Annotated in this window: 26 protein-coding genes; 11 read left to right on the top strand and 15 right to left on the bottom strand. The window is 65.2% G+C overall.

Features of this window, described 5'->3' with window-relative positions:
• Window positions 1-41 precede the first annotated feature (41 nt).
• The 4 genes from R2N11_RS08920 (at window position 42) to R2N11_RS08905 (ending at window position 1967) form a co-directional block, all read left to right on the top strand.
• Window positions 42-314 (top strand): metal/formaldehyde-sensitive transcriptional repressor, encoded by a 273-nt coding sequence (locus R2N11_RS08920; RefSeq protein ID WP_199029974.1) that lies wholly within the window; start codon window positions 42-44, stop codon window positions 312-314.
• Between the two features lie 25 nt (window positions 315-339).
• Entirely contained in the window at window positions 340-741 is a 402-nt protein-coding gene (locus R2N11_RS08915) for a nuclear transport factor 2 family protein (protein ID WP_316680837.1), read from the top strand.
• Window positions 742-832: 91 nt separating this feature from the next.
• Window positions 833-988, top strand: a complete 156-nt coding sequence (locus tag R2N11_RS08910; protein ID WP_199029970.1) for a hypothetical protein — start codon at window positions 833-835, stop codon at window positions 986-988.
• Window positions 989-1106: 118 nt separating this feature from the next.
• A complete protein-coding gene (locus R2N11_RS08905) occupies window positions 1107-1967 on the top strand; it encodes a DMT family transporter (protein ID WP_316680836.1) in 861 nt (286 codons plus the stop codon).
• 20 nt (window positions 1968-1987) lie between these two features.
• Here R2N11_RS08905 and R2N11_RS08900 read toward each other — a convergent pair whose 3' ends face one another.
• The 4 genes from R2N11_RS08900 to R2N11_RS08885 are packed head-to-tail and all read right to left on the bottom strand — an operon-like array spanning window position 1988 to window position 5566.
• Window positions 1988-3343, bottom strand: a complete 1356-nt coding sequence (locus R2N11_RS08900) for an ATP-binding protein (RefSeq protein WP_316680835.1) — start codon at window positions 3341-3343, stop codon at window positions 1988-1990.
• A complete protein-coding gene (locus R2N11_RS08895; protein ID WP_199029963.1) occupies window positions 3319-3984 on the bottom strand; it encodes a response regulator transcription factor in 666 nt (221 codons plus the stop codon). Before R2N11_RS08895 ends, R2N11_RS08900 begins: the two co-directional genes overlap by 25 nt.
• 18 nt (window positions 3985-4002) lie before the next feature.
• Window positions 4003-4767, bottom strand: a complete 765-nt coding sequence (locus R2N11_RS08890; protein WP_199029962.1) for a COG4705 family protein — start codon at window positions 4765-4767, stop codon at window positions 4003-4005.
• Between the two features lie 10 nt (window positions 4768-4777).
• Window positions 4778-5566: a COG4705 family protein gene (locus R2N11_RS08885; protein ID WP_316680834.1), complete on the bottom strand. Its 789-nt coding sequence runs from the start codon at window positions 5564-5566 to the stop codon at window positions 4778-4780.
• A 186-nt stretch (window positions 5567-5752) separates the two neighbouring features.
• On the opposite strand from R2N11_RS08885, the gene R2N11_RS08880 reads away from it, so the two are divergent.
• Window positions 5753-6382 carry a hypothetical protein gene (locus R2N11_RS08880; protein ID WP_316680833.1) on the top strand — a complete coding sequence of 210 codons (630 nt, stop codon included), beginning with the start codon at window positions 5753-5755 and terminating at the stop codon, window positions 6380-6382.
• Between the two features lie 17 nt (window positions 6383-6399).
• Here the strand turns inward: R2N11_RS08880 and R2N11_RS08875 are convergent, their stop codons facing one another.
• The 5 genes from R2N11_RS08875 to R2N11_RS08855 all read right to left on the bottom strand — a co-directional run bounded on the left by R2N11_RS08875 (window position 6400) and on the right by R2N11_RS08855 (window position 10405).
• Window positions 6400-6789, bottom strand: a complete 390-nt coding sequence (locus R2N11_RS08875; RefSeq protein WP_199029956.1) for a hypothetical protein — start codon at window positions 6787-6789, stop codon at window positions 6400-6402.
• Window positions 6790-6872: 83 nt separating this feature from the next.
• Entirely contained in the window at window positions 6873-8183 is a 1311-nt protein-coding gene (locus R2N11_RS08870; RefSeq protein WP_316680832.1) for an NAD(P)/FAD-dependent oxidoreductase, read from the bottom strand.
• Entirely contained in the window at window positions 8180-8953 is a 774-nt protein-coding gene (locus R2N11_RS08865) for an amino acid ABC transporter ATP-binding protein (RefSeq protein ID WP_199029952.1), read from the bottom strand. The genes R2N11_RS08870 and R2N11_RS08865 overlap by 4 nt, the downstream gene beginning before the upstream one ends.
• Entirely contained in the window at window positions 8950-9621 is a 672-nt protein-coding gene (ehuD, locus tag R2N11_RS08860; protein WP_199029950.1) for an ectoine/hydroxyectoine ABC transporter permease subunit EhuD, read from the bottom strand. Before ehuD ends, R2N11_RS08865 begins: the two co-directional genes overlap by 4 nt.
• A gap of 19 nt (window positions 9622-9640) precedes the next feature.
• Window positions 9641-10405 carry an ABC transporter substrate-binding protein gene (locus R2N11_RS08855; protein WP_316680831.1) on the bottom strand — a complete coding sequence of 255 codons (765 nt, stop codon included), beginning with the start codon at window positions 10403-10405 and terminating at the stop codon, window positions 9641-9643.
• Window positions 10406-10600: 195 nt separating this feature from the next.
• Here R2N11_RS08855 and R2N11_RS08850 point away from each other — a divergent pair, with 195 nt between their 5' ends.
• The 3 genes from R2N11_RS08850 (at window position 10601) to R2N11_RS08840 (ending at window position 12239) form a co-directional block, all read left to right on the top strand.
• Complete coding sequence (locus R2N11_RS08850) at window positions 10601-11389, top strand: IclR family transcriptional regulator (protein ID WP_199029946.1); 789 nt, start codon at window positions 10601-10603, stop codon at window positions 11387-11389.
• A 59-nt stretch (window positions 11390-11448) separates the two neighbouring features.
• Window positions 11449-11889, top strand: a complete 441-nt coding sequence (locus tag R2N11_RS08845) for an acyl-CoA thioesterase (protein ID WP_316680830.1) — start codon at window positions 11449-11451, stop codon at window positions 11887-11889.
• A 128-nt stretch (window positions 11890-12017) separates the two neighbouring features.
• Window positions 12018-12239: a hypothetical protein gene (locus R2N11_RS08840; protein ID WP_199029942.1), complete on the top strand. Its 222-nt coding sequence runs from the start codon at window positions 12018-12020 to the stop codon at window positions 12237-12239.
• A 64-nt stretch (window positions 12240-12303) separates the two neighbouring features.
• Here the strand turns inward: R2N11_RS08840 and R2N11_RS08835 are convergent, their stop codons facing one another.
• Window positions 12304-12903, bottom strand: a complete 600-nt coding sequence (locus R2N11_RS08835; RefSeq protein WP_316680829.1) for a hypothetical protein — start codon at window positions 12901-12903, stop codon at window positions 12304-12306.
• Window positions 12904-13471: 568 nt separating this feature from the next.
• On the opposite strand from R2N11_RS08835, the gene R2N11_RS08830 reads away from it, so the two are divergent.
• A complete protein-coding gene (locus tag R2N11_RS08830; RefSeq protein ID WP_316680828.1) occupies window positions 13472-14128 on the top strand; it encodes a VOC family protein in 657 nt (218 codons plus the stop codon).
• 11 nt (window positions 14129-14139) lie between these two features.
• On the opposite strand, the gene R2N11_RS08825 is transcribed toward R2N11_RS08830, so the two are convergent.
• Entirely contained in the window at window positions 14140-15048 is a 909-nt protein-coding gene (locus R2N11_RS08825; RefSeq protein WP_316680827.1) for a LysR substrate-binding domain-containing protein, read from the bottom strand.
• Between the two features lie 58 nt (window positions 15049-15106).
• Window positions 15107-16531 carry a coniferyl aldehyde dehydrogenase gene (locus R2N11_RS08820; RefSeq protein ID WP_316680826.1) on the bottom strand — a complete coding sequence of 475 codons (1425 nt, stop codon included), beginning with the start codon at window positions 16529-16531 and terminating at the stop codon, window positions 15107-15109.
• Between the two features lie 355 nt (window positions 16532-16886).
• Between R2N11_RS08820 and R2N11_RS08815 the strand changes: the two genes are divergently transcribed.
• Complete coding sequence (locus R2N11_RS08815) at window positions 16887-18605, top strand: GMC family oxidoreductase (RefSeq protein ID WP_316680825.1); 1719 nt, start codon at window positions 16887-16889, stop codon at window positions 18603-18605.
• Window positions 18606-18939: 334 nt separating this feature from the next.
• Here R2N11_RS08815 and R2N11_RS08810 read toward each other — a convergent pair whose 3' ends face one another.
• From R2N11_RS08810 to R2N11_RS08800, 3 genes are all read right to left on the bottom strand, one after another.
• The gene (locus R2N11_RS08810) at window positions 18940-19845 is read right to left on the bottom strand and encodes an amino acid ABC transporter substrate-binding protein (protein WP_199029932.1); all 906 of its coding nucleotides are present in this window, start codon (window positions 19843-19845) and stop codon (window positions 18940-18942) included.
• Window positions 19846-20102: 257 nt separating this feature from the next.
• Entirely contained in the window at window positions 20103-21005 is a 903-nt protein-coding gene (locus tag R2N11_RS08805; RefSeq protein WP_430715425.1) for an amino acid ABC transporter substrate-binding protein, read from the bottom strand.
• A 117-nt stretch (window positions 21006-21122) separates the two neighbouring features.
• Window positions 21123-22784, bottom strand: coding sequence for an acyl-CoA dehydrogenase family protein (locus R2N11_RS08800; RefSeq protein ID WP_316680824.1), 1662 nt, complete (start codon window positions 22782-22784; stop codon window positions 21123-21125).
• A gap of 596 nt (window positions 22785-23380) precedes the next feature.
• Between R2N11_RS08800 and R2N11_RS08795 the strand changes: the two genes are divergently transcribed.
• Window positions 23381-24674, top strand: a 1294-nt coding sequence (locus R2N11_RS08795) for a putative Ig domain-containing protein (RefSeq protein ID WP_316680823.1), incomplete at its 3' end; no start/stop codon positions are given.

Below are 24674 nucleotides of genomic sequence, written 5' to 3'. Positions count from 1 at the left end.
TACCCTTTCGCGTCATTCAACCCACCTCAATGTTCTGACTCATGGCCCATACCATCCGCGACAAAGCCAAGCTGCTGGCGCGTGTGCGGCGCATCCAGGGGCAGGCGACTGCGCTGGAAAGGCAACTCGCCGAGGAAGGGGATTGCACGGCCATCCTGCAGCAGATCGCGGCCATTCGCGGCGCGGTCAACGGGCTGATGGCGGCTGTCCTTGAAGGCCACCTGATGGATCACGTGGTCAAGGAGCCCACCGAAGCGCAGCGTCAGGAGGACTTCGACGCCGTGATGCAGGTGATCAAGTCGTACCTGAAGTAAGGCAACGCTCTCCCACTCCCCACCCATGACGCCACAAGCTGAACACAACCTCCAGCACGCGCACGCCCTGCTCGACTGGAACCGCGCGCATCTGCGGCACGACACGGTGCTGACCGAGGCCGTCATCGCCGAACGCTTTGCGCCGCAGTTCACCGTGTTCGCAAACGGGCGGCATTACGATGCCAACTACGCGAACTACAAGACCTTTCTCGACGGCTTTAAGCACGCCATCGCGTCGATCGACTACAAGGTGACGCAGACAGTGGCGGACGCCGCAGGCGTGGTGCTCGGCATGCGTGCATTGGTCACGCGCACCCACGGTGCAGTTGACCAGTTCGACGCTATGTTGCTGCTGCGCTTTGATGACGCAGGCAAGGTCAGCCGGTGGCACGAGGTGTATCTGCAGTCGCCCCACGCAACGGACTGATCCTGAGCGAAGGCCGCGTGTCGCTTGCGCGGTGCGGTCAACCTCGCTAACCTGCTGCAACGCCTTCGGCAAATTCTGATTCTTCGCATCCATGTCTCGACTTCACGCCACCTTCCTCGCTGCCGGCCAACGCGCCGGCATGGAAGACGTGTGCGTGCAGCCAGGGCCCTTCCCTCCTCCTGTCGTCTCGTCGGGCGACGACGTGATCGGCGCACAGCCGCCGCCGCGTCTGCCCGCTCTCGGCTGACTTCCAGCCGCTTCGTTTCCGGTTGACCTGATCCAGGCTCGGGCTTGAACCCGAGGTGGGCGTGCGCTCGTGCGCCCACGCGCCGGAACCCGACATTCCTTTTCGACAGGTGAGTGGTATGCGTTCCATGCAAGCCGCGCTGGCAGGGTCCGGCGCGACGGTTCTATTCGTGCTGCTGTGGAGCAGCGGTGCAATCTTCGCGGAGATCGGGGTGCAGCATGTCCCGGCGTTTGCGTTTCTGGTGGGGCGGTTTGCGCTGGCCTCGCTGGTGCTGGTGGCGCTAGGGCTCTGGCGCGGGCGGTGGTGGCCCGCGCCGGGTTCGCGGCTGAAGGTGGCGGGCACCGGTGTGTTGCTGACTGGTGGCTACTCCATCTGCTATCTGCTGTCGCTCGACCGCGGGCTCACGCCGGGGTTGCTGGCCACGGTGCTCGGTGTGCAGCCGTTGCTGACGTTGCTGGTAATGGAGCGCGCTTGGTCTGCGCGACGCATGGCAGGGCTCGTGCTGGCACTGGGCGGGCTCGCGCTTGTGGTGGGTGGTGCCAACGCGCAGCAGGTGCCGATGGCGGGCCTCGGCTACGCGCTGGCGTCGCTGGCCAGCATGACGGTGGGGGCGATCTGGCAGAAACGCCTGGGCCAAGCGCCCATCGACGTGCTGCCGCTGCAGAACGCGGTCAGTCTGCTGCTGTGCGCAGTTTTCCTGCTCGCGCAGCCGATGCCCAGTGCTTTCGTACCCAGCGCGCCCGGTATCGTCGCCTTGCTGTGGATGGGCGTGGTCATGTCGGTCGGCGCGCAACTGCTGTTCTACCGGCTCATGCAACGCGGCAACCTCGTCAACGTGACGAGTCTGTTCTACCTGGTGCCGGTGGTGACGGCGCTGCTGGATGATGTGGTGCTGGGCCATCGTCTTTCGCTGGTGGCGATGGCGGGCATGGGGATGATCCTGCTGGGGCTGGCGGTGGTGTTTCGCGCGCAGCGATAGATGAAGCGCGGCGGCTGCCTTTAGGCGTGTGCCTGTGGCAGCCGCACGGTCACCCGCAGCCCACCCGTGGCCCCGTTCGCATCCTCCAGCACCACCTCCCCACCCAGCCGCTGCACCACTGTGTTCACGATCGACAGCCCGAGCCCCGAGCCCGTCGCTTCGTTGCCGAGCACACGGTAGAACGGATCAAACACGCGCTCACGCTCATCGGCGGGGATGCCGGGGCCGCTGTCCTGCACGCCAATCGACACCACGCGTGCCTCGGTTGCGATCGACAGGTCAATGCTGCCGCCAGCCGGTGTGTAGCGGATGGCGTTGTCCACCAGGTTGCGCACAATGACAAAGAGGTCGAGTTCGCTGGCGTACACGTGGGCGTCAGCCTCGGTGGTGACGCCCAGGTCCAGCCGCTTGGCTTCGGCCAACGGCATCAGGTCTTCGAGCACGCTGCGGAAGATGCGCTGGACGGGGACGGTGCTCTCCGGCACGCCGGTGGCCTCCTGCGCGCGCGCCAGCGTGAGCAACTGTTCGAGCAGCCCACGGCTGCGCTCGATGCCCTGGCGCAGGGTCGCCAGACGTTCATGGGCATCGGCTGACATCGGCGCCTGCCCCAGGCGTTCGGCCTGCAGCGACAGCGCCGTGAGCGGCGTGCGCAACTCGTGCGCGGCATCGGCCACGAAGCGGTGCTGCGCTTCCATCGATTGCCCCACGCGCGCCAGCAGCCGGTTGATGGCGACCACGAAGGGGCGTACCTCGTCGGGCACGGCTTCGGGCGCAATGGCGTGCAGCTGGCGTTCGTCGCGCTGGTCCACCTCGTGTGCGAGGCGCTTGATGGGCGCGAACATCTTGCGCAGCACGTCGGCCACGGCCAGCAGCAGGATCGGCGCCAGGATCAGGAACGGCATCAGCGTGCGGATGGCGCTGTCGCGTGCGGTCTCATCGCGCACGGCGGTTTCCTGCGCCACGGCAATGCGCTGACCGTTGTCGAGGGTGCGTACCCATACGCGGTATTCGCGCTTGCCTGCGCGCGCGGTCTGCATGCCGTCCACCAGGTCGGGCGGAAACGCCAGACGTGGTGCGGGTGTGCCGGGCGCCACCGTGCCACCCGGGCCCGGCAGCACCTGCACGATCACGCGCGCTTCCTGATCGGAGACGGGCGGCGCGCTTTCTGGGCTCGCGGGCGGTGCGGGCAGATGCTCGGGGTCGAACATCGCGCCCACCTGGCGCAGCACGTCGTCCTGCAGTTCATGCGCCTCGCTAAAGGCAGAGACGAACGCAAAGCCCCCCGCCAGCACCGCTACGCCGATGATGATGATCGACAGCCACAGCGACAGCCGCCGCTGCAGTGATGCCCTCACCCACCCTTGGACACCATCCATCCCACGCCCCTGATGTTTTTGATGGCCTGCGCGCCGAGCTTCTTGCGCAGCGCGTGGATGAGGAATTCGACCGCGTTGCTGGCCACCTCGTGGCCCCAGCCATAAATGCGCTCTTCCAGTTCTGCGCGCGAGAGGATGGCGCCCGGGCGCAGCATCAACGCTTGCAGCAGCGCAAACTCGCGCGCCGATAGGCGCACCGGTTCGCCATCGCCCATGCGCGCTTCGTGCGTGGCAGGGTCGAGTGTGAGCAGGCCGTTGGTCAGCACCGGGCTGGCGGCCCCGCCCTTGCGGCGCAGCACCGCGCGCATGCGGGCCAGCAGTTCGACCATTTCGAAGGGCTTGAGGATGTAGTCATCCGCGCCGCCGTCCAGACCGCGCACGCGTTCATGCACGGCATCGCGCGCGGTCAGGATCAGCACCGGCACGGGGTTGTCGCGGGCGCGCAGCGCGCTGAGCACGGCGTGGCCATCCTTGCCCGGCAGGCCGAGGTCAAGCAGCAGCACGTCGTAGTGTTGATGCGCGGCCACGTCCAGCGCGGTCTGGCCGTTGCGCACCCAGTCCACCGCATAGGCGGCGTCGCGCAGCGCGGCATCCACGGCCGCGCCGATCATCGGGTCGTCTTCAACAAGGAGCACGCGCATGCGGTTTCTGGTGAGGGCTCAAGCGGACTGCATGGCATCGCGCCGCGCCTGCCAGCTCGTATAGCCGATGGTGATGAGCAGGATCACCAGCAGCACCGCCGATGCGCCCGCCGTGCCCAGGTTCATGCCGCCCGCGCTGATCGGCTTGGTCAGCAGGTCACCGCCCGTAGCGCCCAGCGGCCGCGTCAGCACGAAGGCCATCCAGAACAGCGCCACGCGCGAGATGCCGGTCAGATAATACGCCGCCGCGATCAGCGCAATCGCACCGGCAATCAGCAGCGCCCCACCCGCAAAACCCAGCCCCGACGAGTCCGCCAGAAAGTCGCCCAGCGCCGTGCCCAGCGTGTTGGATACGAGGATGGCGCCCCAGTACAGCAGCTCCTGCCGGCCGCTGCGCACGTTCGCGATCGACAGCGATTTCTGGCTCAGCTTCCAGTAGACGAGCACCGCGCACAGCAGGCTGGCAAGGATGGTCGACCCGGTGGCGTAGCCCAGGCCCAGCGTGCGGTCCATGAAGTCCGACAGCGTGGTGCCGGCCGTGCTGGTCGAGAGGATCACCGCCCAATACAGCAGCGGGTGGTAGGCCTTGCTGCGCAGTTGCGCGCCCAGCGTGACGAGGAACACACCGATCAGCAGGACCGAACTGGCCGCGTAGCCGACCTTGAGCGTCATCGAGAGCAGGTCGCCGGCGGTTTCGCCCAGGGTGGTGGCGCAGATCTTCATGATCCAGAACGCCAGCGTGATCTCGGGCAGTTTGCTGGGGAGGGTGCGGGATGGGGTCATGAGCGTTTCCCTATCTTTGTGAAACCGAAGCGTCGTGTGTGGTGTCCGCCGTGTGCTCCAGCGCCGACAGGTAGGCCACAAGCCCCACGACCACCGCCAGGAAGAGCGCATTGACGGCGCCGGTGCTCAGGCCCAGGCCGCCGTTGGCCTCCGGTTGGGCGAGCAGGTCGCGGCAGGCGGCGCCCAGCGGGCGCGTCATTACGAAGGCCCACCAGAACGTGGGTGCGGCGCCCGCGCCAAAGCCGAAGCGCGCCATGGCCGCCACGGCAACCAGCACACCAAAACCCAGCGCGGATTGTGCATAGCCCAGGCGCAGGCTCTCGGTCAGCCAGTCGCCGCATGCGGTGCCCAGCGCAAAGGCCAGCAGCACGGCCAGCCAGTAGAAGCGCTCACGCGCGGGGGTGTCGACGGCATCGAGGGCGAGTGTGTCCGCGCGGCGGTGCCAGAGCACCAGCGTGGCCAGCAGGGCCACTGACAGCACCACGGTCGATGCCCCCGTCGGCAAGCCGGCACGTGCAATCAGAAGATCCACGACCAGCGTGCCAAACACGCTCGCCAGCAGTACCGTGATCCAGTACAGCCACGGCAGGTAGCGGCGTGAGCGAAGCTGGCCCATCAACGCCGCCGCAAACAGTGCGCCCGTGACGACGGTTGTGCCGCCCAGCCCGAACTGCCAGCCGAGATTGAGCGCATCGGCCGCAGCCGCACCCACCGTCGTGGACATCATCTTGATGATCCAGAACAGTGCGGTGACTTCGGCCACCTTGTTGCGCCGGCTGGGGTGTGATGCGGCGTCCATATGCGAGGCAGGGATTCGGGAATTGGGCGTTGGGGATTTCACCGCAGTCTGCCGGGCCAGACTTAGATGCCCCATAGCCCCAAAAATGGCCGCACGATGTGGTGTCACGGCGTCACATGCCTGCGGCACAATTGCCCACCGATTCTGCAGGCCTGTCCTCCTTCATCCCACCTGAAAGGAATTGCCATGGTGACGCTGCTCTTGAATGCTCCCGCACCCGATGAACATGCCGCGCAGACCCGCTTTGGCGGCCGCCCGCTGGTGTCGGCCGACGGTTCCTTCACGTGGCCGTGTTGCGCCGCGTGCGAGCAGCCGATGCAGTTTCAGGGGCAGATTGGCGTGGAAGCCACGGCCGGGCATCCAGCCGGGTTGCTGCTGGTCTTCATGTGTCAGAACGACCCCGGCTGCTGTGACGAGTGGGACCCAAACGAAGGCGGCAACCTCGCCGTGTTTGTGCCGGCGGGTGCCCTTACGCTGGCCGAGCCGCCCGCCGAGGGCCTGACCCTGCGCGAGACCACAAACGGCGCACGCACTGAAGCGCAAGACACTGAAGACTACGAAGCCGCCCGCCGCCAATGGTGCGAGCGCACCGGCCAGCCCGGCCGCCAGGTGCTCGGCCAACTGCACGGCGCGCCGTCCTGGCTGCAGGCCGACGAGACCCCCGGTTGCCCCGCCTGCGGTGCCCCCATGCACTTGGCCGCGCAGTTGGAGGAAGGGCCCGACGCGCACACCGCCATGAACTTCGGCGGCGGCTGCGCCTACCTCTTCCAATGCGCCAGCCACGCAGGACAGGTGAAGTTTTTGTGGCAGTGCTGACGCGTTAGCGCAAGCGCTTACTGGGCCAGACGGCGCAGCTTCCACTCCCCGCTGGGCTGCTTGCACAGCCAGGCCGTCCACTGCTCCTTGCTGGAACCGCGCGTCAGTTCGCTCTGCAGGCGGCGGCACGATTGGCCGGCGTCTGTTTTGCTCTCCAGCGGCGTGATGGTGGCCTCGATGGCCGGTTGCCTGCCTTTTGCCGGCCACGTCCATTGCGCGGGCGTGTTGTCGGCGGTGTTTTTCAGGGTGTCGCCGATGGCCTTGGTGAACGATTTCACCTCCGTCTCGCTCATCGACCCGATGATGGTGCTGGCCAGCACATTGCGGAAATACGCGAACGACGGCGTGGCGGCGGCAAGCAGCGCGGCGCCCGTCAGGGCGAGTGCAAAACGGCGGGGGTGCAGCATGGTGTGTCCTCTGGATGTGACGGAAGGTGCCTTCATCCTAGACCATGCCGCCCCGCCCGGTTGTGACAACCGTCACCGTCCAATCACCCGCCAACCTTGTCGAGCAGGCTGTACCACGCCACGCCCGCCGCAATGTAAAAGCGCTGCAGCCCATGCAGCGGGATCGGCGTGATGGGCGACACGGGGTAGGGAAACGCCTCCCCACTGCCCGCCAGCCGCGCAGCAATATGCTGGCCCAGACTGGTGCACAGGGCAATGCCGCGCCCGTTGCAGCCAAGCGCCATCGTCACGCCCGGTGCAGGTTCGTGGATGTGCGGCATGAAATCTCGCGTGATGGCGATGCGGCCTGCCCAGCGGTACTCGTACTCCAGCGGCCCCAGTTGCGGAAACAGCAGCTCCAGTGAGCGTTCAAGGTGTGCAAAATCCTGCGCGTTGCGCGGCTCGGCAAAAAAGCCGCGTCCACCCATCAGCAGGCGCCCGGCCGCATCTTTGCGGAAATACAGCAGCAGCCGTTGCGAGGTGGAAGCCGTCTCGCCGCGCGCCAGGATGCTTTGCGCATCCGCCGACCTGAGTGGTTTGGTCGCGACGATGAAGCTGTTGGCAGAAAGCACCGTCTGTGCCAACCCCGGCCACAGCGGGCCGGTGTAGCCGTTGGTGGCGATTACCACGCGCTGGGCGCGTACCAGGGCGCCCGTGCTGGTGGTGGCGATCCACTGCGTGCCCTGCCGCTCCAGTGCGGTGACGGCGGTGTGCCCGTGTACGGCAGCGCCCGCTTGTTGTGCGGCGCGCACCAGACCACGCGCATACCCCATCGGCTGGATGGCACCAGCACGGCCGTCGAGCCACGCGCCCGCAAATGCTTCGGTGCCGACCCGCTTGGCGACGGCGGCGCGGTCGAGCACCTCCACCGGCACGCCGCGCCGCTCCCATTGCCGGGCGCGTGCATGCAGTGCTGGTACCGCCTTGTCCGAATACGAGAGTTGCAGCCATCCCGCACGCACCGGCTGGCAGTCGATGCCGTGCCGGTCGATCAGGTCGAACACCAGATCGGCCGAGCGCGAGACGGCATCGATCAGCGGCTCGGCACGCGCGGCACCAAACAGGCGCACCAACTCATCCGGGTCATGCTTGAGCGTTGGGTTGACCTGCCCGCCGTTGCGCCCGGACGCACCCCAGCCTGGGTCATTGGCTTCCAGCACCGTGACCTGCGTGTTGTGCTCGGCCAGATGCAGTGCGGTAGACAGCCCTGTGTACCCGCCGCCGATGACGAGCACGTCGGTGCTGGTCGAATCCATCAACGGCGGCGTGGGTGGCGCAGCGGGTGCGGTGGCGGCCCACAGCGACGGCGGCAATGGCTCGCCACCAAAGGCGATGTCGAGTTGCGGCAGCGTCATGGCACAAGGTCTCCGGCCGGAGAATTGGCCACACCGTCGGCGGGTTTGTGCAGCACGCGGCGCAGGAAGTCTTGCGTGCGCGCCTGGCGCGGCGCGCCCAGCACCTGTGCGGCCGGCCCTTCTTCGACGATGGTGCCGCTGTGCAGAAAGCACACGCGGTCAGCCACCTCGCGCGCAAAGCCCATCTCGTGCGTGACGACGATCATCGTCATGCCTTCACGGGCGAGTGCGCGCATGACCTCCAGCACATCACCGACGAGTTCCGGGTCGAGCGCAGACGTGGGCTCGTCAAACAGCATCGCTTCCGGCTCCATCGCCAGCGCACGGGCAATTGCCACGCGTTGCTGCTGACCGCCGGAGAGCTGGTTCGGATACGCCTGTGCCTTGGCGGCCAGGCCCACCTTTTCCAGCAGCGTCATCGCCTTGGCGCGCGCCGTTTCGGGCCGTTCACCCTTCACGTAGACCGGCCCTTCCATCACGTTCTCCAGCACGCTGCGATGCGGGAACAGGTTGAAGCGCTGGAACACCATGCCCATGCGGCTGCGCAGCGTGTGGATGGCTTTGCTGTTGCGGTCAACACGCTCGCCAAACGCACGGATCTCGCCACCGTCGTACGCCTCCAGCCCGTTGATGCAACGCAGGACAGTCGACTTGCCCGAGCCCGACGGCCCGATCAGGCAGACGACTTCGCCCTTGTCCACATGCAGGCTCACGCCGCGCAGCACGTGGTGGTCGCCAAAGTGCTTCTGCAGGTCACGGATCTCGATCATCGCTTGGCCCTCCCCGCGCCCATGCGGTGCTCAAGCCGGCGCAGGCAGTACACCAGCGGCAGGCTCATCACCAGATACAGCAGCGCCACCAGCGTGTAGACCGTCATGTTCTGGAACGTGGACGAGGCGATGAGCTGCCCCGCGCGCGTCATCTCCGCCACGGTGATGGTGGACACCAGTGATGAATCCTTGAGCATCATCACCAGCGTGTTGCCATACGGCGGTAACGCAATGCGAAACGCCTGCGGCAGGATCACGCGCCGCATGATGAGCGCGCCGCGCATGCCCATCGCTTCGGCGGCTTCGCGCTGGCCCGGGTCCACCGCCTCGATGCCGGCGCGGAAGTTTTCGGCTTGGTACGCGGAATACGCAATGCCCAGCCCGATCACGCCCGCCTGGAATGCCGTGAGCTGAATGCCGATGTCCGGCAGCACGAAGTAGATATAGAAGAGCTGCACGATGATCGGCAGCCCGCGGATGACGTTGACGATGGTCGCCCCGGCCGTCGACACGGCCTTGATGGGCGACAACCGCATCAGCGCCAATGCCAGCCCGATCACGCTGCTGAGCAGGAACGACAGTACGGTCACTTCCACCGTGACCACCGCCCCCTTCAGCAGAATCGGCAGGAACTCCTGCGCGTGTTCAAGAAACGTTGCAACACTCATGGCGCATCACCCGTCAGCGTCAGATGCCCCACTTCTTCACGATGGCGTCCAGCGTGCCGTCGGCCTTGATCTTGGCGATGGCCTTGTTGATGCGGTTGAGCGTTTCGGTATCGCCCTTGCGCACCACCAGGCAGACGTCGCCCACATTGGCGGGTTTGTAGTTGGGCGCGAGCTTCACGCCTTCAAAGGTTTTCTGGCGGATCTGGTACGCGATGATGGGCTGATCACCCAGGCCGGCCTTGATGCGGCCCAGCGCCAGGTCGCGTGTCATGTCGGCCACGGAGTCGTAGCTGCGCACTTCCTTGAAGATGCCCTTCTTGTTGAGCATGTCGAGGAACACCGTGCCCACCTGCGCGCCCACCACCTCGCCTTTCAGATCATCCAGCGTGGCGTAGTTCTTGGCGTCGTCGGCCTTGACGATCAGGCCCTCGCCGTACGAGTACACCGGGTCGGAAAAATCCACCACCTGCGCGCGCGCCGGCGTCTTGAGCATCGCCGCCGAGATGATGTCGATCTTGCTGGACGTGAGCGACGGGATGAGCGCCGAGAACACCGTCTGCTGCACGTTCACGTTGAAGCCGCCCGCCTTGCCGACGGCCGTGACGGTATCGACCATCATCCCCTGGATGGAGTTGGTCTTCACATCCAGAAACGTGAACGGCACGCCGGTGGCCGTGGCGCCCACGTTATAGGTGGGCGTACCGCCCTGCGCCCAGGCGAACGATGCGGTGCCGAGCATGCACAAGACGAGTGCGGCGCGACGGAAAGTGGTGACAACAGACATGGCAACCCTCCAGGCAACGAAAAGAAGACGCACCGCGGATGGGACTCCACGGGGCTTGGCTCAGCCTTATGCAATGCGTGTGCCAATATTCGAACGTGTTGCATCGACCTATAATTGTGGAAAACCACTAGTCGACGTATAAGAATCGATATGCGATTCTTTTGCCGTTGATTTGCCACTGAGGCGCCACTTTTCATGACCGACACGGACGACACCCCAGACCTGCTGTTCAACCAGTCGCTCGAAAAGGGCCTGGCCGTGCTCGGCGCCTTCAATGCGCAGCGCCGCACCATGACGATTGCCGAAGTGGCGGCCGCTGCTGGCATCAACAAAAGCTCGGCGCAGCGCATGGTCTACACGCTCGAGCAGCTCGGCTACCTGCGCAAGCATCCGCAAACGCGCCGCTACCAGCTCACCCCGGCGGTCATGAAGATCGGCTTCAACTATTTGGCGGCTGACACGCTCATCGACGTGGCCAACCCGTTCCTCTCCGAGCTGACCAAGGTCACTACCGAAACGTCTTGCCTGACCGAGCCCGACCAGGACGAGATGGTGTACGTGGCCCGTTTTGTGAGCGCGCACTTCGTGCCCGTGCACATGCCCATCGGCAGCCGCATCCCGATGTACTGCACTGCATCGGGCCGTGCCTACCTGGCCGCATTGCCCGTGCCCGAAGCGCAGGCCATCGTTGAGCAATCGCACCGCGTTGCGCACACCATGCACACGCGCACCGAGGTGGCCGACATCATGGAAACGCTGCGCGAAACCCGCCAGCGCGGCTACGCCATCAACCGCGAAGAACTGTTCCTCGGCGACATGACCATCGCCGCGCCGATCGTGAGCGGCAGCGGGCGGCCGTTGGGCGCGATTCATCTGGTGGCGCCGACGGGCCGTTGGACGCCGGAGGAGATGGAGAGCAAGCTGGGGCCGGCGCTGCTGCAATCGGCGCGGGCGATCTGTACGTCGGTGCGGGCGCTGGGGTAAGGCGGGGCCGCGCAAAGCCCGGCACAATGCACGCACCCTTGGCCGTTCCGAACACCACAATGACCCTCCCGCTGCTCAACGACTTCCCCCTGCAGGCCACTGACAAGCTCCGCTACGGCGACACCGACCGTCAGGGCCACATCAACAACGCCGTCTTTGCCACGTATCTGGAAACCGGCCGCGTCGAACTGCTCTTCAACCCCGACAACCCGCTGGCCGCGCCCGGCTGCGAGTTCGTCATCGCCCAGCTCGTGCTCGATTTCCGCAACGAGATCCTCTGGCCCGGCTCGGTGCAGATCGGCACGCGCGTCGCGCACATCGGGCGCAGCTCGGTCAAGCTGGAGCAGGCCATCTTCCAGAACGGCCGCTGCGCTGCCACCTCGCAATCCGTGATCGTGCAGATCGACGTCGCCACGCGTCAATCGGCGGCGATTACCGATAGCGCACGTGCACGGCTGACCGCGCTCGTCGTCACCCCTGCCGGCGCGGAAACCGAGTAAGCCAGCGCGCGCTGCGTGATGCACGGTCGACGCAAACGACGGCGCGCGAAAATTTTTAACTTTGTTTGCGCTTCTGTCACTTGCCGGTGGGAAGATGGCTCTCCCTGTTCAAACATGCGGAGGTGACCATGGGACTGTTGGATGAAGTGGGCAAGATCGCCGGCGCCGTCGCCGCTGTTGAAGCCACCGAGAAAGTCGATCCCGATGCTGGCCTGCTGACCAAGGCTGTCGCCGCTGTTGCCGGCTTCAAGGGCGCGGGCGCGCTGGAAGAGATGGTGGAGAAGAAAGACGAAGCCAAGGCCGACGGTGCCGAGGCTGCTCCGGAAGATGGGGCTGCGCCGCAGGCTTGATTCGCTTGCAGGCTAAAAAGGATTTGGGGGACCCCGCCGGTTGGCGGGGTTTTTGTTTGTGTGGTTACTCGGCCGACGGCCACTCGCCCGTCACCCTGTATTGGTACACATCAGAGAACTCGGGTATTTCGGCGAGTTCATCCAGAACACCGCTGAGCGTCGCATCCTGCTGCACGAGTGTGTGCAGCGGCCCTGCTGCGTAGAGCAGCGCCTCTTCGCGCATCGACGGGATTGTTCGCTTCAGCAGTTCAAATGCGGATACCGGCGCCACGCCCTTGGCATGCAGCCTGCACAGTATTTCGATGGCATTGCCCTGGGTCCAGTCGTACTCGCCACGGATGAACGTCAGTAACGTAGGAACGGCAGGCCGACCTAGGTGATAGAAGATTTCGAAGATCGCGAACTGCCGCGCGGCTAACCAACTGCCTAATCCGCCGAACTGCGATTCAAACGCCTTGGGTGGGCTATGTTCGCTGTGCAGCAGGTCAACGAGTTTGCCGATGGAGTCCGTACCGAGCGCCGAAGCTGCCTCGGCTGCACGCCGTGTGAACTCTTCTCGCTCGTAGAGTGACGCTGCCACGTGGCGCACGAATTCATTCTCGTTCATGTTGGCGGTGCCACTCGCAGTCTTGCGAGACAGCATCGCGCGAATGGCTTTCAGCATCGCGTGGTTTCCTCGCGGCGGATCTAGTGTGTGTTGGCCGAGTGTTCCACGGATCCCTGGGCGCAGCGCCGATATCCGGCCCGCACAAGCGAAGCCTCAAGCCATGCACCTCCGCGAACCCCGCAATAGATGTTTTTCACCAGAAAAAGGAGCGCCGCAACCATAGGCTGTCCCAGGGTCCACAGCAGTCCGGCGGTGGCATCAATCGCGGTCAATCGCCCACCCAGCTCGACCAAGCCTTCTGAGAATGCCCAGAACGTGCCGCATGCAAGTGCGGGCCAGTGGAGGCCGGTCTTGACCTTGCGTTCCGAAAGGACGGGATGAATGTAGGTGTGTACGGGCACTGCTGTGCGAGGCGGTTGAGAGAGGGCCGCGCACATTCTCCAAGCCCGGGTTAGGGAAATCAATCGCCCACAGTGGGGGCGTCACGGTTCGGGGCGCGGAGTCTTCGTAAGCTTGTTTGGCGGGCGCTATTCGGTGGGCAAAGCGGTTTCCCAAGAAGTGCCATACAGTGCCCTGTGGCATCCTGAGCCCCGCAGATTTCTGACGCAGTCCAACGGGAGCTGTCTTGAAGATCGACCACATCGCCTTCGCCGCGCAATCTCTCGACCAGGCGCACGCGTATGCCTTGCAGATGTTCGGCGTGAAGCTGCCGGCCGGCGGCAAGCATCCCTTGATGGGAACGCACAACCTGGTGACGCGGATCGCGCCGGGCATCTTCCTCGAGTTCATCGCCATTGACCCGGAGGCGCCCGGGCCAAACCGGACCCGCTGGTTTGCGCTGGACCGCCTCATGCAGGAAGGCAAGCTGGAAGACGCGCCCCAGCTGTTCGGCTGGGTTGCCAGCCTTCCCGGTTTGGCGCGCAACGCAATCGACTCATCGCAACACGAGTTGCTTGAAGTGTCCCGTGGCGATTTGCGATGGCACTTCTTCCACCGCAAGGACGGTGAGGCGGAAGCAGGCGGGTGCCTGCCGGCCCTCATCGACTGGGCCGGAGGTAAAAGCCCCGTCGACAACATGCAGGATGTCGGCCTCCACCTGAACCAGTTCCAGCTTGCCCATCCGGAGATGGCCGCCATTCGCGCAAAGCTGGATGGACTGGGCTGGGATGCCGCCTGCCCGGAGAATCGGCATGTCGCATTTGCTGATGCGGCGCGGCCTGCTTTGACACTCGTGCTCGACACGCCGAATGGGCGCGTGCAGATCGAAGGCGGCGGCGTGTAACTGCTGGCCGATCAGGCCGCGCGATCCCAACCGGTTCCGATCACGCGTCGCTCGCCTACCCGGTGCCGCGTAGAGAACCCTTCACGAATACATTGCCCCAGCGCCTGCGCCGCCACACTCGCACCCTGCGCAGGCAATAGCAGGCTGATCGCAAACATCGGGAGTTCCGGCAAACCGGCTTCAGGCCCGAGAATGTCCAGGTCCGCCGGCACCGTCGGCGTCAGCCATGCGGTGACGGCCAGGCCGGTGCGCACGGTGGCGGTGGTCGCTTCGATGTTGCCGCTCTCGAACACCGTGCGCCATTCGATACGGTGCTCACCCAGCGCCTTGAGCACGCGGGCGCGAAAGGCGCAGCTCTCGTCCACCATCGACAGCGGCAGCGGCCGCTTCGCATGCACGTTGCCGCCGCGCGCGCCCACCCACACCAGCCGCTCCACGCACAGGCATTCGCCGGTCGCCTCATCCACCGGGGCCTCGACCACGGCGACGTCCAGTTCGCCGCGCGCGATGCCTTCCGCCAGCTCAGGCGAGGTGCCGCAGACAATGGTCAGCTCCACCGACGGCCACGCTTCGGTAAAGGCCTTGAAGATGGGTGGGAAAACGGTGCCGACCAAGTCATACGGCACGCCCAGCCGCACCGGGCCCTGCAGCGGGCGCGCGGCCATGTCGGCCCAGACTTCGTCGTTGAGGGCGAGCAGGCGCTTGGCGCGGCCGAGGAAGCGCTCACCCGCGTGGGTGAGTTCGAGTCGGCGGCCGTCGCGCTCGAAGAGGCGGCATTCGAAGGCATCTTCCAGCCGCTTGATCTGCTGGCTGACGGCGCCCTGTGTGAGGTGCAGCGCATTGGCCGCCACCGTCATGCTGGCGTTTTCCGCCACGGCAACGAAGGTGCGGACGAGGGTGATGTCGAGGTTCTTGGCCATCGATGCATTCTAGGTGCTAATGCGTGGCATCAAAAACCTCATGGTTGCTAATGGCTTGTCAGCGCACCAGCAGCTTCATCATCGTCTCGAACGTCTTGCCGTACGGTGCGCGGAACATGCCCAGCCCGTTGAGCTTGGCCTGCTTGAACACCGGCTTCATCTTCGAGAACCGCTCGAACCCGTGGATGCCGTGGTACGCGCCCATGCCGCTGGCGCCCACGCCGCCAAACGGCAGATCGTCCTGCGCCACGTGCAGCAGGGTTTCGTTGATACACACGCCGCCGGCAATGGTGCTGGCCATGACGCGGTCGACCGTGCTGCCGTTGCGCTCGAACAGGTACAGCGCCAGCGGACGCGGGCGGGCGTTGATGTAGTCGATTGCTTCGCCCAGCGTGCGGTATGGCACCAGCGGCAGCAGCGGGCCGAAGATCTCTTCCTGCATCACGCGCATCTCGTCAGTGCCGCCGGTGATGAGCGCGGGCGGGAACAGGCGCGTGGCTTCATTAGGTGCTGCACCGGTGAGCGGTAGCACCTGGGCGCCCTGCTCGCGTGCCTCGTCGGCCAGGCTGGCCATGCGCTGGAAGTGGCGCGGGCTGATGATCGTTGTGTAGTCGCGGTTGCTCGCCATGTTGGGGTACATCTTGCCGACCAGCTTGCGCGCAGCGTCGATAAAGCGTTGCTCGGTGCCAGCGGGCAGCAGCACGTAGTCGGGGGCCACGCAGGTCTGCCCTGCGTTGAGCAGCTTGCCGACCAGCGTGCGTTCCACCGCGCAATCAAAGTCTGCATCGGGCCCGATGATGGTGGGCGACTTGCCGCCCAGTTCCAGCGTCACCGGCGTGAGGTTGTCCGCCGCCGCGCGCATGACGTGATGGCCGACGTTGGTGGACCCCGTGAACAGCAGGTGGTCGAACGGCAGCCGTGAGAACGCCTCAGCCACGGCGGCATCGCCATTGATGACGCGCACTTCATCGGCTGCAAAGTGGCGCTCGATCAGATCAGCAAACAGCTCGGAGAAACGCGGCGTGTATTCCGAGAGTTTCACCATCGCCCGGTTGCCCGCGGCGAGTGCGGAGACGAGCGGCCCGATGGTCAGATAGATCGGGTAGTTCCACGGCACGACGATGCCCGCCACGCCCAGTGGCTGCGGAATCAGCCGCGTGCTGGCGGGGCGGAACCACAGGCTTACACCGCGCCGCTGCACGCGCATCCAGCGCTTGCCGTGGGAGAGCGCGTGCTTGATGCCATCCACGCTGGGGAAGATTTCCAGCAACTCGGTTTCCTGCCGCGAGCGGTTGCCGAAGTCTGCGCTGACGGCCTGGGCGATGGCCTCGCGATTGTCCATGACGAGGCGCTTGAGGCGCTCCAGCCGGTCGCGGCGCACGGACCACGCGGGCAGCATGTCGGCCTGGTGCGCGGCGCGCATGGCTTCAAACGTTTGCTGCATGCGCAGCAGGTGCGGGGCAGGCAGGTCGGCAGGTTGCATGGTGATGCTCCTGGCAAGGGTGGGCGGGTTGGTCCAACTGCAAGGGAGTATGGTCGCCCGGGTCGCCTTGCGAAGCCCTGATACGGCCGCGCCGTGTGCCGTATGGCGCCCTCGTAGTCGTCCGTACAGACGCGCATCGACCGTGAAATATCGCGGTGCAGCATGCCGCCCCGTCAGGTGTGGAAAGCATGTCAGCCCAACCACCGCCGATTTTGCTGCGTGACATCGAACGATGCCTCTAATGCGGGTTAGCCCGACCGTTTGAAACAACCCATGGCGCCTAGGATGTGAGTTCGTGACCGGCAGCCAGCCGGCGGCGGCGCTCGCCCAATAAAAAACACATCCGGAGACACTCATGGCCAACGATTCGCTCACCTTCGACTACGTCATCGTCGGCGCCGGCTCGGCCGGTTGCGCGCTGGCCGCCCGCCTGACCGAAGACCCGGACGTGACGGTTGCCCTGCTGGAAGCCGGGCCGCATGACCACCATTTCTCGGTGTGGGTGCCGGCGGGGTGTGCGGCATCGCTGCCGTTCAAGAACAAGCGCAACTACGGGTTTGAGACCGTGCCGCAGCCGGGCCTGGGCGGGCGCCAGGGCTACCAGCCGCGTGGGCGCGGGCTGGGCGGCAGCTCGTCGCTCAACGCCATGATCTACATTCGCGGCACGCACAATGACTACGACCACTGGGCCTCGCTCGGCTGCACCGGCTGGGGCTGGAACGATGTGCTGCCCTACTTCAAGCGCGCCGAAGGCAACGAGCGCGTTGCCGGCCGCGATGACGATGCACTGCACGGCGGCACCGGCCCGCTGCACGTGAGCGACCTGCGTACCGGCAACCCGATCGCCCGCCGTTTTGTTGATGCCGCCGCAGCTGCCGGCTACCGCCGCAACGACGATTTCAACGGCCCCGATCAGGAAGGCGTGGGCCCGTACCAGGTCACGCAATACAACGGCGAGCGCTGGAACGCTGCACGTGCCTATCTGCATGGCGGCGACAAGACCGATGCCACATACAACCGTGGCCGCCGCCAATTGACGGTGCTGCCCGACACGCAGGCGCTGCGCATCGTGTTCGAAGGCAAGCGCGCGACGGGCGTGGTGGTGGATCGCGGTGGCCGCACCGAGACCCTGCAGGCGCGGCGCGAGGTGATCGTGTCTTCCGGCGCGTTCGGCTCACCGCAGTTGCTGATGGCCTCGGGCGTGGGGCCGGCGGAGCATCTGCGCTCACTCGGCATCCCGGTCGTGCAGGACCTGCCCGGCGTCGGCCAGAACCTGCAGGACCACCTCGACATCATCCTGCACAAGAAGACCTTCAACCTGGACCTGATCGGCTATTCACTGCGCGGCAGCGTGCACATGCTGGGTGAGATCCTGCGTTACCGCCGCGAGCGGCGCGGCATGATCGCCACCAACTTTGCCGAGGCCGGCGGCTTCATCAAGAGCCGCCCCGATCTGGCCGAGCCCGATCTGCAACTGCACTTCGTGGTTGCCATGGCCGACAACCACAACCGCACGTTCAACTACGGCCACGGCTACTCTTGCCACGTGTGCGTGCTGCGCCCGAAGAGCCGCGGCGAGGTGCGGCTGGCGACAACCGATACGCGCGACGCACCACGGATCGACCCGCGCTTCCTGTCCGACCCAGACGACATGGCCGGCATGCTGGCGGGCTTCCGCGCGGTAAAGCGCATCTTCGCGCAGCGGCCGCTGGCCGAGCTGGGCGGGCGCGAGCTGTATTCGGGAGACATCCGGGGCGATGGCTCCGACGACGAAGCCGTGCGTGCGCTGATCCGCCAGCACGCAGACACCATCTATCACCCGGTCGGCACCTGCAAGATGGGCAGTGCGGACGATGCGATGGCCGTGGTTGATCCGGAGTTGCGCGTGCGCGGTGTGACCGGCCTGCGCGTGATCGACGGTTCGGTCATGCCGACACTGATCGGTGGCAACACCAATGCCCCGATCATCATGATTGCCGAGCGCGCGGCCGATCTGATCCGCCAGGGCGGGCGCCCGGCGCTGAATGTGGTGGCAGGTACTTCCGCGCAAACCGCGCCGGCCGAGGTTCACTGAACGCGGTCGGATCGAGCGACGATCCAACAGGATGAGCCTCGGCGGTGAGGCTCGCACACCGACTGTTTGGCCGTACCCTGCCCTAGATGGCGCCTTGAATTTCTGTTGCAGGGAGGAAAAAGGAAGGGGGACTGTCTGAGCGCAGCGAGTTTTCCCCTTCCCCTCCCTGCGACATAAATTCAAGGGATGGGTCGCCATCTCGGGCGCGCCTTTCTTTGCTTCCTTTCTTTGGCAAGACAAAGAAAGGGAGTCGGCCCCGGCAGGGGACGAAACCGGGGCGCACCAACAACATCAATCAATTGCCGGGCACAACCACCCAGCAATCCAAGCAACCTCAGTTACCAGCACTATCCGTCGGCGTATTGAACGAATCCCGCAGCAGATAGCTCATCGGCACCTCCAGATTCACGCCATTGGGCGGAATCGGCTGCTGAAACCACTTCTTGTAAAGCTTCGGCACCTCACCATCGACGATCAGCCGCGTCATCGACTGGTCGATCATCTTCTTGAACTCCGGGTCCTGCTTGCTGAGCATGATCGCGTACGACGACACGAGCTGCGTCTTGCCGGCCACGGTGTAGTCCGCCGGGTTCTTGGCGGTGGCGCGCATGCCCGAGAGCAGGATGTCGTCACCCGCAAACGCATTGGCGCGGCCATCGGCCAGCATGGCGAAAGCGCTGCGCAGATCATTGGCGTCCACCACGCGCATCGTCATGCCGGTCTCGTTGAGCTTGCGTGCGAGTTCCGCATTGGTCGAGCCACGTGCGGCCACCACCGTCTTGCCGTTCAGGTCTTCCCACTGCTGGATGCCCGAGTTGGCCTTGACCAGCATGCGGCCCTTGGTGATGTAGTGCGGAATGGTGAAGGCCACCTTCTCGCGGCGGTCCGGCGAGTTGTTGGTCGAGCCGCATTCCAGGTCGGCTTTGCCCGATGCGATCACGTCCATACGGGTGGCGGCCGTCACCGGCACGTACTGCACCTTCAGGTCCGGCCGCTTGAGCGACGTACGCAGCGAATCGATCAGCCGCGAGCAGATGTCAATCGTGTAGCCCACCGGCTTGCTGCCGTCGAGGTACGAGAACGGGATGGAGTCTTCACGGTAGGCCACGTGCACCGTGCCGGAATCGCGGATGCGATCGAGCGTGGGGGTGGCGGCCACCGCGTTGGAGGCGGAAACCGAAAAAAACGCCGCAGGAACGGCAAGCGCGGCCAGCAGCCACGTGCGCGCAGGGAACAGCATCGTCAAAGGTCCTAGGAGAGGGTTAGGGCTATCTGGGCACGGCTGACCGTGTCGCTGCCCTGTCGACGCGGCCATCTTCGCAATCGTTTGCCGAGCAACGCCAAACGGATTGCGCAGAACTGGCTTGCGCGCCGCCACTCCCCCCGGGGGAATGCCAAATGTGAAGCAAAGTCACGCGCCGCCATGGGCGCGCATTATGCGCTGATTGCGGGTATACCCTCAAGCACCTTGAGAGCCCGTTCGTAAGTCGGGCGGAATCAGTCTGCGACCTTGTCGGTCGGGAACTTGAACGAGTCGCGCAGCAGGAAGCTCATCGGGATGTCCAGCCTCACGCCGTTGGGCGGAATCGGCTGCTGGAACCACTTCTTGTAGAGCTTCTCCGCCTCGCCATCGAGGATCGTGCGCGACATCGCCAGGTCGATCACCTTCTTGAACTCGGCATCGTCCTTGCCCAGCATGATCGCGTACGGTGCCACCGCCAGGTTGCTGCCGACCACGGCATAGTCCGCTGGGTTGGGCGAGGTGGCCCGAAAGCCGTAGAGCAGCACGTCGTCCATCGCAAAGGCGTCCGCCTTGCCGGCAGCCACCATGCCGAAGGCTTCAGCGTGGTCCTTGGCCTCGATCACGTTGATCTTGAGCACGCGCGAATCGGCCATCGCCTTGATCTGCCCCCCGTTAGTGCTGCCCCGCGTGGATACCACGGTCTTGTTGTTGAGGTCTTCCCAGCGGTGGATGCCCGAGCTGATCTTCACGAGCATGCGGCTGCTGGCAATGTAATGCGGGATAGTGAACGCTACCTTCTCGCGCCGCTCACGGGTGTTGTTGGTGGAGCCGCATTCCAGATCTGCCCTGCCCTCGGTGATGGCGGCGATGCGCGTGGCAGGCGTCACGGCCACATACTGCACCTTCAGGTCGGGCCGTTTGACCGCCACCTTGATCGCGTCGACCAGCCGTGCGCACAGGTCGATCGAGTAGCCCACCGGCTTGCCGGCATCCAGGTAGGAGAACGGCACCGAGTTCTCGCGATAGGCCAGCCGGACGACTCCGGTGTCGCGGATGCGGTCGAGAACGGGGGTGGTGGATGCAGTGGATGCGGCAACGGCCTGGCAAGCGCATAACGCCAGGCCAGCCGCGAGCAATGCGCGGGTCGGGTGCGGCACGGGGGATGTCTCCTGTCGGTTTCTTCTTGTTGGGCCGAACGTGGGCGCCCGGCCCACCCACCCTGGGCGATCTGGACTTTCACCCGGCTTTCACCGGTTTCAGTCTTCACCGATTCTTCACACTGGCCACGCGCGTTGCAGCACCGCCCCCAGCGCCTGCGCATGGCCATCGAGCGTGCCGAATACACGGCCATGCTGATGGTGGAAGCGGCTGGCAATGAAGCGCTCGGCATCATCCGGGTGGGCGTGGGCCAGCATCAGCGCGGCCTGCGCGGTCAGGGCCAGCCCCTGGGTGATGCGGCGGGCGGCGGTCTCCTGAATGTCGCCTGGCTGATGCAGCATCGCCTGCAGCGCAGCCAGTTCGGCACGCACGGCACGGTGCCCATGCGCGCGCTCACCAATATCGTGCAGCAGGCGCAGCGCATCGTCCGGCGTGCGGGCGATGGCGCGCAGCACGTCCAGGCACATCACGTTGCCCGAGCCTTCCCAGATGGAGTTGACTGGCGCCTCGCGGTACAGGCGCGCCATCGGGCCCTCTTCCACGTAGCCATTGCCGCCCCAGACTTCCATGGCCTCGCCGGTGGCTTCAATGCTGCGTTTGCAGACCCAGAACTTGGCGGCCGGCGTGACGATGCGCTTCCAGGCGGCGGCCAGCGGGTCGGTGTCTGCACGCTCGAACGCGCTGCCCAACTCCATCATCAGCAAGGTGGCGGCCTGCGATTCGAGCGCGAGATCGGCCAGCACATTGCGCATGAGCGGTTGATCGACCAGCAGGCGGCCGAATGCCATGCGGTGGCGCGCGTGGTGCAGCGCCTGCATCAACGCATGGCGCAGGATGGCCGCGCTGCCGATCACGCAATCGAGCCGCGTGTGCGTCGCCATCTCGATGATGGTCGGAATGCCGCGCCCCTCTTCGCCGATGAGGATGCCCTCCGCACCGCGGAATTCCACTTCGCTGCTGGCGTTCGAGCGGTTGCCGAGTTTGTCTTTCAGGCGCTGGATCTGGATCGGGTTCTTGCTGCCGTCGTCCCGAAAGCGCGGCACGAAGAAGCACGATAGCGGGCCATCCTCGGCACCCATGCGCGCGACCACCAGGTGCGCATCGCACATCGGCGCCGAGAAGAACCACTTATGCCCGGTGATGGCGTATGTCGCGCCGCGCCCCTCGCCACGCAGGGGCATCGCCACAGTAGTGTTGCTGCGCACGTCGGAACCACCCTGCTTTTCGGTCATGCCCATGCCGACGAGGATGGCGGTTTTCTGGCGCCACGGCAGGTCGCGCGCATCGTGCTCGCGGGCGTAGAGGCGCGGGCCCAGGTCGGCGAACAGTGCGGTCTCTTTCTGCAGCACGGGGATGCTGGCGAACGTCATCGTGGCCGGGCACAGCGTGCCGGATTCGATCTGGGCCTGCATGAAGTAACCGGCCGTGCGCGCAGCCCACGCGCCCGTGCGCGGCTCGGCAAACGGCAGGGCTTGCAGACATTGGCTGCGCATCAGGCCAAGCAGCGCGTGCCAGGCCGGGTCGAAGCGGATGGCGTCGATGCGTTCGCCGGTGCGGCTGTGGGTGTGGAGCTCGGGGTGATACGCGTTGGCCTCGGCGGCCCACTGCAGGGTCTCGGGGGCGCCGAGCTGGTCACCGAAAGCGCTCAGCGCGTCTGCATGCCAGCCGCCGTTCAGGCGCTCCAGCGCACGTTGGAGCGTGGTGTCTGACGTGAACGGGTTGAAACCGGCCAGATCTGGGACCTGGTTGAAGACGCGGTGGGTGGCGTCGGTGGGCATTGGGAGTCTCCTGGTGTGCCGCTGTTGGTTGTGGGTCCATGGTAAGCCTCTCGTGAGGAGATTGGAGGCCGCCCCATCTCAGGCCTCGCCCACTGTCCACTGCATACAGGGGGCTGCGCAATACCCCCCGCCGCTGCCGCGTCCATTTGATTTGGAAATCAAAAATAATCGGAGACCGCCATTTTGGCGAGCAATGGTCCTGGCGTCTCAAGTTCCGGTCATGCCGTCTCAATATGCGTTCTTTAACGAGGTTGCGAACCAATATCAAGGCCGGAAATAAGCCTAAAAAGCCTTGTCTGCCAATGGTTTGGCCAGCGGCTTGTATTGACGGATCGGAAGGCTTTTTTTAGCATCGCGTCCGGATCACTGTGCCAGTCAAAATAGACAAGAAAGGCTGTGCAGATCTGACGGGGGATTTACAAGGGATAACACGCAGCCATTGCACCGTTTGTCGGAGTGCAATGGATTGCGAGTATGCAAATCCCACGCGCTATTCCCTCGTGACGGGGGCGTGCCTGGCAGCGGTCAGGCCCTGAATTTCGCAAGAACGCTCGAGAGAAAAAGCTCGCCAGGCAGCGGGCGGGAACGAGGGAGAAATGCGCGTGCTGACACAGAACAGCCCGTTTGGCCGGCATGGGGTTGCCGGATGGTCGATGTTGCGGCGTTTGGGGGCGGCACGGCGTACGTGGATGCAGCGGTGCCTGTTGGCCGTGCTGACGGCGTGGCTGGCGTTGCTATCGCAGGGGGCTGCCGGTTGTACGGTTTCCTTCCCGGCCAGCGCGAACACGCAGACGACCTACCAACTTAACGGCACGGATGTGGGCAATTGCGATCCGCTCCAAATAGGTATTGCCTACAACAATCTGGGCAACAGTAACGTGCCAGGTAACCTGGGGTCGATGCAGGCGACAGCGGCGGGCGGTCTGATTTCCGTGTATGTCGATCCGAACTCGCCAGCCGAGGGCTTCGTTTACCAGGCGCCTATCAACTTCAGTGGCACCGACACGGCGTCCTTTTACAACAATGTCGACGGTGGCGGTTGGGTACTCAGCACCGTCAATATCTCCGTCACTGGTCCCGCACCAACGGTGACTGGGCTGTCGACCTCAACTGCCACCGCCGCTGGCGGCACGAGCGTCACCATCACCGGGACCAATTTCTATCGGGGCCAGACGGCGGTCTGGTTCGGCTCGACCCCGGCCGCCAGTTTCACCATCGTGAGCAGCACGCAGATCAACGCTGTCTCGCCGCCTGGCTTTGGCGTGGTCGATGTATCCGTCTCGACGTTCAGCGGCGCCAGTGCCATCAGCGCTGCCGACAAGTTCACTTACGTTGCTGCGCCTACGGCCGGTCCAACCAGCACCACTGTTGCACACGGCAGCACCAACAACACCGTGCCGGTGAACGTCACGGGTTCGCCGACCAGCCTGGCCGTCTCCACGCCGGCTACCCACGGCACGGCCACCGCATCGGGCACGACCATCACCTACACGCCCAACGCGTCGTATTCGGGGCCGGACTCGTTCACCTACACGGCCACCAACGCGGGCGGCACGTCGTCGCCAGCCACGATCACTGTCACCGTATCGAATGCGACGGTTACCTATGCACCGTCGTCGCCCGCCGCCGGCACGGTGGGCACGGCCTATAGCCAGTCGCTGGCTGCGGCCAGTGGCGGCACGGCGCCGTACACCTACACGCTCGCCTCGGGCGCGCTACCTGCAGGCCTGACCCTGAACCCCGGCACCGGTGTCCTCTCCGGTACGCCCACCGCAGGCGGTACGTTCAACTTCACCGTGACCGCCACCGACAGCAGCACCGGCACCGGTCCGTTCTCGGCCACCAGCGGCCCACTCACGCTGACCATCAATGCGCCCACGATCAGCGTGT

The sequence above is a fragment of the Ralstonia flaminis genome (genome assembly GCF_958415495.1).
In the GTDB taxonomy this organism is placed as follows: Bacteria; Pseudomonadota; Gammaproteobacteria; order Burkholderiales; family Burkholderiaceae; genus Ralstonia; species Ralstonia flaminis.
Note: the sequence above shows the minus strand (reverse complement) of the source record. Positions and strands in the feature narration are given on the sequence as shown.

What these genes read in the sequence shown, in the direction of transcription:
- R2N11_RS08920 (WP_199029974.1), top strand. Translation starts at nt 42, where the DNA reads ATGGCCCATACCATCCGCGACAAAGCCAAGCTGCTGGCGCGTGTGCGG.
- R2N11_RS08915 (WP_316680837.1), top strand. Translation starts at nt 340, where the DNA reads ATGACGCCACAAGCTGAACACAACCTCCAGCACGCGCACGCCCTGCTC.
- R2N11_RS08910 (WP_199029970.1), top strand. Translation starts at nt 833, where the DNA reads ATGTCTCGACTTCACGCCACCTTCCTCGCTGCCGGCCAACGCGCCGGC.
- R2N11_RS08905 (WP_316680836.1), top strand. Translation starts at nt 1,107, where the DNA reads ATGCGTTCCATGCAAGCCGCGCTGGCAGGGTCCGGCGCGACGGTTCTA.
- R2N11_RS08900 (WP_316680835.1), bottom strand. Translation starts at nt 3,343, where the DNA reads ATGGATGGTGTCCAAGGGTGGGTGAGGGCATCACTGCAGCGGCGGCTG.
- R2N11_RS08895 (WP_199029963.1), bottom strand. Translation starts at nt 3,984, where the DNA reads ATGCGCGTGCTCCTTGTTGAAGACGACCCGATGATCGGCGCGGCCGTG.
- R2N11_RS08890 (WP_199029962.1), bottom strand. Translation starts at nt 4,767, where the DNA reads ATGACCCCATCCCGCACCCTCCCCAGCAAACTGCCCGAGATCACGCTG.
- R2N11_RS08885 (WP_316680834.1), bottom strand. Translation starts at nt 5,566, where the DNA reads ATGGACGCCGCATCACACCCCAGCCGGCGCAACAAGGTGGCCGAAGTC.
- R2N11_RS08880 (WP_316680833.1), top strand. Translation starts at nt 5,753, where the DNA reads ATGGTGACGCTGCTCTTGAATGCTCCCGCACCCGATGAACATGCCGCG.
- R2N11_RS08875 (WP_199029956.1), bottom strand. Translation starts at nt 6,789, where the DNA reads ATGCTGCACCCCCGCCGTTTTGCACTCGCCCTGACGGGCGCCGCGCTG.
- R2N11_RS08870 (WP_316680832.1), bottom strand. Translation starts at nt 8,183, where the DNA reads ATGACGCTGCCGCAACTCGACATCGCCTTTGGTGGCGAGCCATTGCCG.
- R2N11_RS08865 (WP_199029952.1), bottom strand. Translation starts at nt 8,953, where the DNA reads ATGATCGAGATCCGTGACCTGCAGAAGCACTTTGGCGACCACCACGTG.
- ehuD (WP_199029950.1), bottom strand. Translation starts at nt 9,621, where the DNA reads ATGAGTGTTGCAACGTTTCTTGAACACGCGCAGGAGTTCCTGCCGATT.
- R2N11_RS08855 (WP_316680831.1), bottom strand. Translation starts at nt 10,405, where the DNA reads ATGTCTGTTGTCACCACTTTCCGTCGCGCCGCACTCGTCTTGTGCATG.
- R2N11_RS08850 (WP_199029946.1), top strand. Translation starts at nt 10,601, where the DNA reads ATGACCGACACGGACGACACCCCAGACCTGCTGTTCAACCAGTCGCTC.
- R2N11_RS08845 (WP_316680830.1), top strand. Translation starts at nt 11,449, where the DNA reads ATGACCCTCCCGCTGCTCAACGACTTCCCCCTGCAGGCCACTGACAAG.
- R2N11_RS08840 (WP_199029942.1), top strand. Translation starts at nt 12,018, where the DNA reads ATGGGACTGTTGGATGAAGTGGGCAAGATCGCCGGCGCCGTCGCCGCT.
- R2N11_RS08835 (WP_316680829.1), bottom strand. Translation starts at nt 12,903, where the DNA reads ATGCTGAAAGCCATTCGCGCGATGCTGTCTCGCAAGACTGCGAGTGGC.
- R2N11_RS08825 (WP_316680827.1), bottom strand. Translation starts at nt 15,048, where the DNA reads ATGGCCAAGAACCTCGACATCACCCTCGTCCGCACCTTCGTTGCCGTG.
- R2N11_RS08820 (WP_316680826.1), bottom strand. Translation starts at nt 16,531, where the DNA reads ATGCAACCTGCCGACCTGCCTGCCCCGCACCTGCTGCGCATGCAGCAA.
- R2N11_RS08815 (WP_316680825.1), top strand. Translation starts at nt 16,887, where the DNA reads ATGGCCAACGATTCGCTCACCTTCGACTACGTCATCGTCGGCGCCGGC.
- R2N11_RS08810 (WP_199029932.1), bottom strand. Translation starts at nt 19,845, where the DNA reads ATGCTGTTCCCTGCGCGCACGTGGCTGCTGGCCGCGCTTGCCGTTCCT.
- R2N11_RS08800 (WP_316680824.1), bottom strand. Translation starts at nt 22,784, where the DNA reads ATGCCCACCGACGCCACCCACCGCGTCTTCAACCAGGTCCCAGATCTG.